The sequence below is a fragment of the Variovorax sp. E3 genome (assembly GCF_016082275.1).
In the GTDB taxonomy this organism is placed as follows: Bacteria; Pseudomonadota; Gammaproteobacteria; order Burkholderiales; family Burkholderiaceae_C; genus Variovorax.
Genome location: NZ_MOWM01000208.1, coordinates 1 through 10,784, shown reverse-complemented (window position 1 = coordinate 10,784; position 10,784 = coordinate 1). Strand labels below are relative to the sequence as shown.

Annotated in this window: 7 protein-coding genes and 2 pseudogenes; 6 read left to right on the top strand and 3 right to left on the bottom strand. The window is 71.8% G+C overall.

The window, feature by feature from the left end; all coding sequences use genetic code 11:
* The first annotated feature begins 189 nt into the window (after window positions 1-189).
* Window positions 190-1,167 carry a tripartite tricarboxylate transporter substrate binding protein gene (locus BMG07_RS37330; protein WP_198088709.1) on the top strand — a complete coding sequence of 326 codons (978 nt, stop codon included), beginning with the start codon at window positions 190-192 and terminating at the stop codon, window positions 1,165-1,167.
* Window positions 1,168-1,237: 70 nt separating this feature from the next.
* Window positions 1,238-2,368, top strand: coding sequence for a CaiB/BaiF CoA-transferase family protein (locus BMG07_RS37325; protein WP_198088708.1), 1,131 nt, complete (start codon window positions 1,238-1,240; stop codon window positions 2,366-2,368).
* 3 nt (window positions 2,369-2,371) lie between these two features.
* Here BMG07_RS37325 and BMG07_RS37320 read toward each other — a convergent pair.
* Window positions 2,372-3,708: pseudogene (locus tag BMG07_RS37320) on the bottom strand (UDP-glucose/GDP-mannose dehydrogenase family protein).
* A 96-nt stretch (window positions 3,709-3,804) separates the two neighbouring features.
* Here BMG07_RS37320 and BMG07_RS37315 point away from each other — a divergent pair.
* The 4 genes from BMG07_RS37315 to BMG07_RS37300 are packed head-to-tail and all read left to right on the top strand — an operon-like array spanning window position 3,805 to window position 7,793.
* Window positions 3,805-4,833 carry a glycosyltransferase family 2 protein gene (locus BMG07_RS37315; protein WP_198088707.1) on the top strand — a complete coding sequence of 343 codons (1,029 nt, stop codon included), beginning with the start codon at window positions 3,805-3,807 and terminating at the stop codon, window positions 4,831-4,833.
* A gap of 40 nt (window positions 4,834-4,873) precedes the next feature.
* A complete protein-coding gene (locus tag BMG07_RS37310) occupies window positions 4,874-5,905 on the top strand; it encodes a hypothetical protein (RefSeq protein WP_198088706.1) in 1,032 nt (343 codons plus the stop codon).
* Window positions 5,895-6,662: a hypothetical protein gene (locus tag BMG07_RS37305; RefSeq protein WP_198088705.1), complete on the top strand. Its 768-nt coding sequence runs from the start codon at window positions 5,895-5,897 to the stop codon at window positions 6,660-6,662. The genes BMG07_RS37310 and BMG07_RS37305 overlap by 11 nt, the downstream gene beginning before the upstream one ends.
* A gap of 3 nt (window positions 6,663-6,665) precedes the next feature.
* Window positions 6,666-7,793, top strand: a complete 1,128-nt coding sequence (locus tag BMG07_RS37300) for a hypothetical protein (protein WP_198088704.1) — start codon at window positions 6,666-6,668, stop codon at window positions 7,791-7,793.
* Here BMG07_RS37300 and BMG07_RS37295 read toward each other — a convergent pair.
* Window positions 7,777-9,462, bottom strand: a complete 1,686-nt coding sequence (locus BMG07_RS37295) for a hypothetical protein (RefSeq protein WP_198088703.1) — start codon at window positions 9,460-9,462, stop codon at window positions 7,777-7,779. The two genes, BMG07_RS37300 and BMG07_RS37295, sit on opposite strands and share 17 nt — an antisense overlap.
* A 141-nt stretch (window positions 9,463-9,603) precedes the next feature.
* Window positions 9,604-10,592, bottom strand: a pseudogene (locus tag BMG07_RS37290) (Bug family tripartite tricarboxylate transporter substrate binding protein).
* Window positions 10,593-10,784 lie beyond the last annotated feature (192 nt).

The window sequence follows — 10,784 nt, the reverse complement described above, 5'->3', positions numbered from 1 at the left end:
CCGCGCAAGGCGGCTCGGCCCCGCGCCTGCGCTGGGCCCAGCTGGTGCTGCTGCACCGCGTGCTGCCGCGCGACCCGCTCTCGCCCGACGCGATGCCCGCGGACTGGAACGACGCCACCGCGGCGCGCCCCGCCCCGGCCATCGCCTGAGCTGCCTTTTCACCTCACACACAAGAACTGGAGACATCCCTTGAAACGCCTCACCATCCTGTTGGCCGCCTGCGCCACGCTCGCGGCCGTCGCACCTGTTGCACAGGCCGCCGACGCCTTCCCCACCAAGCCCCTGACGCTGGTCGTGCCCTTCCCGCCCGGCGGCCCCACCGACGCCATGGCGCGCACGCTCGCCGCCGAGATGAAGGACCGTCTCGGCCAACCCATGATCGTGGAGAACCGCGCGGGCGCCGGCGGCAACATCGGCGCCGAATACGTCGCGCGCGCCGAAGCCGACGGCCACACCTTGATGTTCGGCACCTCGGGCCCGCTGGCCATCAACAAGAGCCTGTACCGCAAGATCAACTACGACCCGGTCAAGAGCTTCGCCCCGGTGATCCAGGTCGGCTACCTGCCCAACATCCTGGTGGTGAACCCCGCGCTGCCCGTGAAGACCGTGCCCGAGCTCGTCGCCTACGCCAAGGCCAACCCCGGCAAGCTGAGCTATGCATCATCGGGCAACGGCGCGTCGTCGCACCTGGCGGGCGTGCTGTTCAACTCCGTGGCCGGCACCGACCTGCAGCACATTCCGTACAAGGGCACGGGCCCCGCGCTCAACGACCTGCTGGGCAACCAGGTCAGCATGACCTTCACCGACATCCTCACCGCGCTGCCCTACGTCAAGGCCGGCAAGCTGCGCGCGCTGGGCGTGGCCACCTCGGCCCGCTCGCAGGCGCTGCCCGACGTGCCGACCATCGCCGAGCAGGGCTACAAGGGCTATGACGTGAGCGTGTTCTTCGGCATCGTGGCCCCGGCCGGCACGCCCGCCGATCGCGTGACCAAGCTCAACCACGCCTTTGCCGAAGTGCTCAACTCGCCCAAGGTCAAGCAGATGTTCGCGGCGCAAGGGCTCGAAGCCTCGGCCGACACGTCGCCGCAGAAGCTCGGGCAGTTCATCGCCAACGAGTCGGTCAAGTGGCAGGACGTGGTGAAGAAGTCGGGCGCTCAACTCGATTGATTTGACGCCGCTGTTCGTTCGGGGCGCGCTCCCCGAATAAACCAACGCCTAGAGAACACGGAACATCGAAATGACATCAGCCCCCCAAGGCGCCCTCGCGGGCATTCGCGTCCTGGACATCTCGCGCATCCTCGGCGGCCCCTACTGCGGCCAGATCCTCGGTGACCACGGCGCCGACGTGCTCAAGGTCGAGCCGCCGCAGGGCGACGACACGCGCACCTGGGGCCCGCCGTTCAAGGAAGGCGTGGCCTCCTACTACCACGGGCTCAACCGCAACAAGCGCGTGCAGCACCTGGACTTCTCGACCGACGAAGGCCGCGAGGCACTGCTCGCGCTGGTGGCCGAGGCCGACGTGCTCATCGAGAACTTCAAGACCGGCACCATGGAACGCTGGGGCATCGGCTACGAGACGCTGTCGCAACGCTTCCCCCGCCTCGTGTGGTGCCGCGTGTCCGGCTTCGGCGCCGACGGCCCGCTCGGCGCGCTGCCCGGCTACGACGCCGCCGTGCAGGCCATGACCGGCATCATGAGCGTCAACGGCGAAGCCGAAGGCGGCCCGCTGCGCGTGGGGCTGCCCGTGGTCGACATGGTGACCGGGCTCAACGCCGTCATCGGCGTGCTGCTCGCGCTGCAGGAACGCAACCGCAGCGGACGCGGGCAGTTCGTGGAAGCCGCGCTGTACGACAGCGGCCTGTCGCTGCTGCACCCGCACGCGGCCAACTGGTTCATGGACGGCACCGCGCCGCGCCGCACCGGCAACGCGCACCCCAACATCTACCCCTACGACGCGCTGGCCACCGGCACCGACCCCGTGTTCGTGGCCGTGGGCAACGACCGGCAGTTCGCGAGCCTGTGCCGCTGCATCGGCTTGCCCGCGCTGTCGGACGATCCGCTCTACCGCACGGCCGGCGCGCGCTCGGTACACCGCGACGGGCTCAAGCAGCAACTCGAGGCTGCCATGGCCGCCTTCGACGGGCGCGTGCTGGTCGAACAGCTCATGGCCGCCGGCGTGCCCGCCGCGCCCGTGCTGCCGGTCGATGCCGCGCTGCAGCACCCGCACACGCTGCACCGCGAAATGGTGGTCGAGATGCCCGGCGGCTACCGCGGCATCGGCGCGCCCGTGAAGCTGAGCCGCACGCCGGCCAGCTACCGGCACGCGCCGCTCACGCCGGGCGACGCCTTCCTGCCGAAGGAAGACTGAGCTTCAGCGCAGCACCGGGCGCCCGCGCCCGATGCCGTAGTACGCGATGCCCGCGGCCTCGGCCTGCGCGGCGTCGTAGACATTGCGGCCGTCGAAGATCGCGGGCGTGCGCAGCGCCTGCGCGATGCGCGCGAGCGGCACCTCGCGGAACGCGGGCCACTCGGTCACCAGCGCCAGCACGTCGGCGCCCTGCAGCGCCTCTTCGGCCGAGGCGCACCATTGCACGTCGTCGCGCTCGCCGACGAGGGCGCGCGCATTCGCCATCGCGGCCGGGTCGTGCACCCGCACGCGCGCGCCGGCGGCCCATAGCCGCTCCAGCAGCACGAGGCTGGGCGCATCGCGCATGTCGTCGGTGTCGGGCTTGAAGGCCAGGCCCCACACGGCAACGGTCTTGCCCGCGATGCGGCCTCGAAGTGGTGCGTCATCAGGTCGAACAGCCGGCCCTTCTGTTCGTGGTTGGCGGCCTCGACCGCCGAGAGAATGCGCAGCGCGTGGCCGTCGCGCCCGGCCATGCGCGTCAGCGCGCGCACGTCTTTCGCGAGACACGAGCCGCCATAGCCCGCGCCGGCCTGCAAAAAGTCGGGGCCGATGCGCCGGTCGGCGCCGATACCGCGCCGCACCATCTCGATGTCGGCGCCCGCATGCTCGGCCACGCGCGCCATCTCGTTCATGAAGCTGATGCGGGTGGCGAGCATCGCGTTGGCCGCGTACTTGGTGAGCTCGGCCGAGCGGCGGTCCATCACCAGCAGTTTTCCGGGCTCGCTCACGAAGGGCTGATAAAGACGCGTCAGCAGCTCGACGGCCCACGGGTCTTGCGAGCCGATCACCACGCGGTCGGGCCGGCGGCAGTCGCGCACGGCCGCGCCTTCGCGCAGGAACTCGGGGTTGGCCGCCACCGCGATGCGAAGCGACGCGCCACGCTGCGCAAGCTCGCCGTGCAGCACGGCCTCGACCTGGTCGGCGGTGCCCACCGGCGCGGTCGACTTGCACACCACCAGCGCCTCGCGCTCGCGGTGCCGCCCGATGCCGGCGGCCACCGCCATCACGTGCCGCAGGTCGACACGGCCTTCGGCATCGGCCGGCGTGTTGACCACGATGAACAGCACGTCGCCGTGCTGGCACGCGGCCAACGGGTCGGCGGTGAAGCGCAGCGTGCCGGCGGCCAGGCCGGTGGCCACCAGCGCGTCCAGGTCCGGTTCGTGCAAGGGCATGAGGCCGCGCTGCAGGCCCTCGATGCGCGCCAGGTCGGCGTCGGCGCACAGCACCTCGTGCCCGGCCTCGGCCAGGCAGGCCGCGAAGCTCAGGCCCACGTAGCCGGCGCCGAAGATGCTGACTTTCATGGGCGGCCCGATGACGCCCGGCACTGGTGGACGGCGCGGTTGTGCGATAAAAGCAGGATGGATTCTTTCAAAACCGTGTCCGGACAGGAAAATTCGATGATGCCCGATCAAGTTGCCGCGCGTTGCGCGCTGGTCCTGGAGACCAACAACCTGCGCGGCGGAGCGGATGCCGAGGCAAAGGCCAGCACCAGCCTGCAGCGCCTGGTGGCCCTGCTCGCGAAACAGAAACTGCCGCTCACGGCGCTCGCGCAGGTGGTTGTCACGCACGACGGGCTGAGCCCCGCCACCTGCGACGCGGTGAGCGCGCTCGCGGGCCGCCCGGTCGACTTCGTGCGCATCGATGCGGCCACCGGCTACTACGACGCCAAGAACGTGGGCTTCGCGGCCACCGATGCGCAGCGCTGCACGCACGTGGTGTTCGCCGACGCCGACTGCCTGCCCGACGACGACTGGCTGCTGCAGATGCTGCTGCCGTTCACGCAAGGCGCCGATGCGCCCGCCGTGGTGGCCGGTCGCACCAGCTACGCGGCCAACGTGGTCGGCACCGCGCTGACCACCATCGACTTCATGTACTTCCCCAACGCCGACCACGACGGCGCCACGAGCAACTTCTACGCAAACAACGTGGCCTTCCGCCGCGAGGTGTTCGAGCAGCACAGCTACCAGGCGCTGGACGGCGTGTACCGCGCGCACTGCCAGGTGCTGGGCATGCGGCTGAAGGCGGCGGGCGTGCCGATCCACTACGCGGCACAGGCCCACACCGAACACCGCCTGCCCGACACGCGCCTCGAAGCGCTCAAGCTGCGCTGGATGCGCGGGCAAGACACCTACTCGCTCACGCCGCACCTGCTGCGCAGCTACGTGTCGTCGCGCTGGCAGTGGCTGGCCAAAAGCGGCCCCATCGGCCCGCTGTGCGTGCTGTTCACGCGGCTGGGCTTCAGCATCAAGGCGCTGAACCATCAAGACCTGCCGCCGCTGCGCGGCCTGCGATGGCTCGGGGGCGTGGCGCTGATCCTGGGCTTCTCGGCGGTCGACATGCTGGGCGCGTTCGCGCGCGGCATCGGCTGGCACACCACGGGGCGCACCAACGCCGATGCGCAGGCGCTGTCCTATCACCGGCCCTGAACGCCGCACCTCGCACGAACAACGACAACAACAAGAAACCATGCCCATCCGCTCTTCGCTTTTCGTTCGCCGCGCCACGCTCGGCCTTGCGCTCGCGGGCGCCTTCACGCTGGCCGGCGCGGCCGACTTCACCGGCCGCGGCGTCTTCAACTTCAAGTCCGACACCGGCTGCCCCTTCGCCGCGCTGGCCGGCACGGGCAACGACTGCAACCGCCTCGCGCTCGACGACCCCGACACGCGCGCCGCGCTCGACAGCGCCACGCACACCATCCGCTTCACCAACACGCGCGACTACGCCGAGAAGACCATCGTCGGCGACGTGCTGCTCCAAGGCTCCGGCCAGGCGCGCAACGGCGGCCAGCGCGTGCCGCTGACCTTCCATGCGCTCCTGAGCCGCTCGGGCAGCGACTGGTCGGTGAGCAGCCATGCGCACGCGCCCGTGGGCGACGAGTTCAGCGACATCCGCATCGACCCCTACCAGGTGGTGGTCAGCGACGCCGGCACCGACCGCGTGCTGCTCACGCCCGCGCAGGTCGGCGAAGCGCTGACCAGGCCTTCGCTGACCGCGCGGCTCGCGAACGTGCTGGTGCAGGTGGAAGACAACCGCACCAACGGCGCGAAGGACGCAGACATCACCATCGGCCTGGGGCTGAGCAAGGCCTCGAAGTCGGTGGCACGCGCGCGCTTCCATGCACCGGGCGCCAAGGGCCAGCAACTCGCCGACGCGATGCAGCAGGGCAACTGGACGCTGGAGCTGCAGGCACTGAGCGGCAAGATCCCGCGCCAGGTGGTGCAGCGCGACCTCTTCCTGTATGGGCTCGAAACGCAGTCGCTGCTGCAACCGCTGCTGCAGCGCGGCTTCCACAAGAACGAGAAGCTGGTGCTGGGCGCCGCCAACGGCAAGGGCTATGTGCGCTACGACGGCCAGCAGCGCGAATTCGCCGGCGCCGACGCGGCCGCGCGTGCGTTCCTGCAAGACAGCTTCATCGGCCTCGTGCTGGGCTGGCAGCAACAGCAGGCATCCGCGGCCGCCCCGGTGCAGGCCGCGAAAGCAAAGGCCAATGGCCGCTGACCTGTCCTGCGCTGTCGCGGCGGCCGGGTTCGACTGCCTCGCGCCGCCGCAACTGCGCGGCTGGCCCGCGCTGCAGGCGCGCCTCGTGCATCACATCAAGCGCGCGGCGCTGCGGCAATTGCACGCGAGCAATGCGGGCGAGATGCTGCTGCTGCGCTTCTACCTCGTGGGCGAGGAGTCGTCCGAGCAGGCGCTGCAGCGCGAGCTGCGCATCGACCCGCCCGAGTGGCTTGCACGCCAGCTCGACCAGCACCTGGCCGACGAGCAATTGCACGCGCGCCTGTTCGCCGAGGCCATCGTCCAGCGCGGCGGCAGCGCACAGGCGGCCGCCTCGCCCGAAGAAGCACCCCGGCCCGACTGGTTCAGCCGCCGCAAGCTCGCGCGCTGGCAGCAGCTGATTCGCCGCCACGCGCCGCACTTCGCGCACGGCGGGCTGGTGCCGGCCTATGCCATCGGCCTGAGCGCGGAGCAGATGGCCTCGCGCATCCTGCAGCGCCACTGCGCGCTGATCGGCCCGGCGCATGCGCTGCACCCGCTGCTGACGCGCGTGCTGGCCGACGAAGACCGTCACATCCGCCTGTGCAGCCACACGCTGCAGCGCTGCGTGGCGCCGCACGAGCAGGCGCGGCTCGCGCGGCTGATGCGCGAGGTGCGCGACACCGAGCGCGGCTTCGGCATCACCGGCGCGGCCGGCATGTGGCTGGCGGGCGTGGCGCTGCGGCTGCGCCCCGGCGTCAGGCGGCCGGTGCACGCCTGAGCGATGCCGCAGCGCATCCTCTACCTCGCGACCGCGGACGCGCGCGGCCACCTGATGCGCGCGCAGTTGCTCACGCACGCGCTACGCGAAGCCGGCGCGCAGGTGCAGGTGCTCACCACGTCGGACGAAGGCGCGCGCTTCCTGGCCGGCTTCGGCATCGACGCGCCCGTGCTGTCGCGCCACTACGCGGTGCAGTTCGACACCGAGCAGAACATGCTGCGCCGCGAGACCGACCGCAACGTGGCGCACTACATGTTCCGCCCCGAACGCATGCTGCGCGACGTGCTGCGGCTGCGCCGCCGGTTCGCGGGCGCCGACCTGGTGGTGAACGACTCGTTCCACCCCGCGCTGCTGCTCATGGGCTGGCTGCCGTTCTGGCGGCGCAAGGTGGTGCACGTGTACGGCGCGAGCCTGCGGCATGCGCTGGAGACCAATTTCAAGGGCCGCATGCCGGGCCCCGTCGCCAAGGTGTTCGGCGGCATCGTGGCGTGGCAGATCGACCGCAGCCGCGCGCGCATCGCGCATGACTTCGCCTACGGCGAGCCGCAGCACGACGGGCGCGGCGGCCACCGGTTGGCCACCCCCGTCGCGGTGGTCGATGCGGTGGCGCACGCCGATGCCTCGCAGCGCGTTGCGGCGGTCTACCTGAACCCGCACTTCGAAGCACCCGCGCTGGCCGACGGGCTGGAGCAGGGCCTGGCCGACGCCGGCCTGCCCGCGCACCTGGTCGGCGAGGGCTATGTCCACCGGCCGCACTGGCATGCGCGCGACGAGCACTGGATCGAAACCGCCGCGCGCAGCGCCTTCATCGTTTCCGCGCCGGGCATGGCGGCGCTGTCGATCGCGGCGGTCTACCGCAAGCCGATCCTGCTGCTGCTGACGGACCAGCCCGAACAGGCGATCAACGCGGGCCGCGCGGCGCAGCTCGGGCTGAACCACCGCGTGGTGGTGTGGCGCGGCGATGCGCAGAAGTTCGCGCGGGCCGTGACCACGGCGGCCGGCGAGTTGCTGGCGTCGTCCAGCGGCGACGCGGACGCGGCGCAAGGCCGGCAGGCCGCCATCGACAGGCGGCAGCACTGGGTCGCGTTGCTGCTGCGCCTCGCGGCGCCGGCGGTCAGCCCGGCCCCGTGAGCCCGCGCGCCGAATCGACCAGCGCCCGGAACACGCGGGCGGCGGCGCGCAGCGGGTGCATCTCGGCCCATCGCATCGACGCGGCTTTCGGCGGCGCCGAGATCACGCCGCGGCCCATGCGCAGAGACACCTCCAGCCGCTTGACCGTGAAGCTCGGGCGGGCCAGCGGCCGGCGCAACCCGCCACGGCCGGCGTCCGCCACCACGAACTGCAGCACCAGGCACTTGCGCCCCGCCGTGGGCTCGATGTCGAACACCAGGCTGCGCCGCCGCGCGCCCGTGACGCGCTGCGCCGGCAGCACCACGCCGTCGAACATGGCGTGCACGCTCGTCGCCTTGGCGTTGCTGCGGTAGTCGACGCGCACCTCGATGCGGTGCGGCCGCTGGTGCGACAGCGTCGGTGCCTGCGGCTGCATGAGCGGGGGCAGCGGAATCACCAGGCAGGCCAGCTCGCCCTCGCTGCGCGCGCCCTCGCGGTCGAAGCCCGCCCAGCCGTGGCTGAGCCAGCCCGCCGCCGGGCTGCCGGGGTGGAACATGTAGGGGCGGCCCAGCTGCAGCTCGGACACTTCGGGCAGGCCGGGGCTGCGCGGATCGAAGCCCCAGCGCAGCGCGAAGGTCTGCTCGATGGCGGCGGCGGGCCAGTCCGCCGCGCGGGGCATGGCGTGCGCCACGTGATCATCATGGGCGCCGCAGGCGGCGGCCATGAAATCCATCGCGCCCAGCCCGGCGCCGATCGGTATCCAGGCCGAGCACTGCGACGGCAGTTGCGCCGGCGCATTGCGGTCGGCCGCGATCAGCGCGTGGGCGGACTTGCGAAAGTAGCGCGCCTCGGACAGCACGCTCGAGGACAGCGCCGATACGAAATGCACGTTGGGCGCCGACAGCAGCGCGTAGGTGTTCTGCTGGGTCCACGCCACGTTGGGAATGGCCCGTGCGATGGGCGCCAGGTCGTGCAGCGCGGGCTCGTAGGGGTGCGGCTTGACGACCAGCAGGTCGACGCCGCGCGCCAGCTCGCGCAGCGGCGCGATCACGCCGGCCGGGTGCATGTTGCGCCCGCCGCTGACCAGCGACAGGTCGACCAGGCTCTGGCCGAAGAACAGGCCCACGCGCAGGCGCGGGTCGAACAGCGAGGCGGCGCCGCGCCGCGCGAAGTAGCCCTTGAGCACGCTCGCGTGGTTCCAGAACAGCTCTTCGTCCACGCGGCGCGCGCGCAGCGCGGCCTCGATGGCGGGGTCGTTGGTGCGGGCGCAGAAATGCAGGTGCTCGGTGAAGCGGCGCGGGTCGATCTCGATGTCCAGGTAGCTGGCGCCGCCCCGGTGAATGCAGTGCTGCAGCGCGGGCGTCAGGCCCCAGCCGATGACGAGGCAGCCGGGGTCGAACACGGGCAGGCCGTCGCGCCCCACCAGCGGCACCAGGTCGGCCACGCAGGCGCGGGCCCAGCCGGCCGGCGTGCAGGGCAACTCGAGCCGGGCCATGAGCCGCGCGACGTCGATGCGCCCACCGTCGGACAGCGGCGCGATCTCGCGCACCGGCAGGCCCAGGCGCCCCAGCACGGAGTCGAAGAAGCCTCGCAGGAATCGCCGGTTCGCGACGTGGTACGTGAGACCGTTGGCGGCGGAACGAAAGAAATCGTCCGCAAGAATGACGTGATGGAACCGGCGAGTTGTCATCGGTTTCGGGAGGACCGGCCTGCCCGTTGCACACCGTCCCGCCGACCTTTCCTGAGCGATGCGTCAATCTAGGCAGCCACTCTTAGCCAGGAATGAGGAGCGCGGCGCACCCGCGCAAAGTTGCCGTAAAGGCCCGGGCGCTCAGTCCAGCGACAGGTTGAGGTCGCGGATCAGCGGGTGCCAGCGCGCCGACTCGCCCTGCAGCAGCGCCGCGAACTGCGCGGGCGCGTCGCCCACGGGCTCGACGCCGAACTCGGCGAGCTTGCGCAGCACCACCGGGTTGTGGATGGCGCTGGCCACCGACTGCTGCAGCCGCATGACCACCTCGCCCGGCGTGTTCGCGGGCACCACCAGCCCCATGAGCGAGGCGGCCTCGCGCGCGGCATGCCCAGCTCGGCGAAGGTGGGCACGGCCGGCAGCTGCGCCAGGCGCCGGGGGTGGGCCACCGCCAGCGCGCGCAGCTTGCCGCTCTGGATGAAGCGGCGGGCCGCGGCCAGGTCGCACATCATCACCGGCAACTGGCCGCCGGCCACGTCGGCCAGCGCGGGCGCGGCGCCGCGGTAGGGCACATGCACCATCTCCAGCCCGGCCTCGCGTTCGAGCAGTTCCATCGCCAGGTGCTGCGGGCTGCCGGTGCCGGCCGAGGCGAAGCTGACCTTGCCGGGGAAGGCGCGCGCGTCCTCGATGAAGGCCCGCGCGTCTTTCTGGCCGCTGGACGGGCCGACCAGCAGCACCATCGGCAGCCGGCCCAGCAGGGTGACCGGCGCGAAGTCGCGCGAGGGGTTGTAGCTGAGGTTGCGGTACAGCGCGGGGTTGAACACCAGCGTGCCGTTGTCGGCCGACAGCAGCGTGTAGCCGTCGGCCGGGGCGCGCGCGACCTCGATGGCGCCCAGCGCGGTGTTGCCGCCGGCGCGGTTCTCGATGAACACGGGCTGGCCCGCGTCGACGGCCAGTTGCGTGCCGATGGTGCGCGCGACGATGTCGGCGCCGGCGCCCGCCGGGTACGGCACGATCCAGCGGATGGGCTTGGCGGGGTAGGTGAACTGCGCCTTCGCCGCGCGGGGCAGCGCCGTGGCCGCGAGGGCGGCCATGGCCAGGAGTTGCAGCAGAAGCGGTCGGCGGGTCGTCATGGGCGGGCGTCTCCGGCCCCCATGTTAGGCCGGGTCCGGGCCGCCCTGCTGGCTGCGAGGCCTTGGCCCCGGGGCGGCATCAGGGTGCTTCAGAGTGCTTCAGGGCGCGACGGGGTTGCCCGGCGTGCGGCCGGCGCGGCGGCGGCCGGCGGCGTGCGATACGAAACCCGCACCGCGGAAGATGGCGCCGCC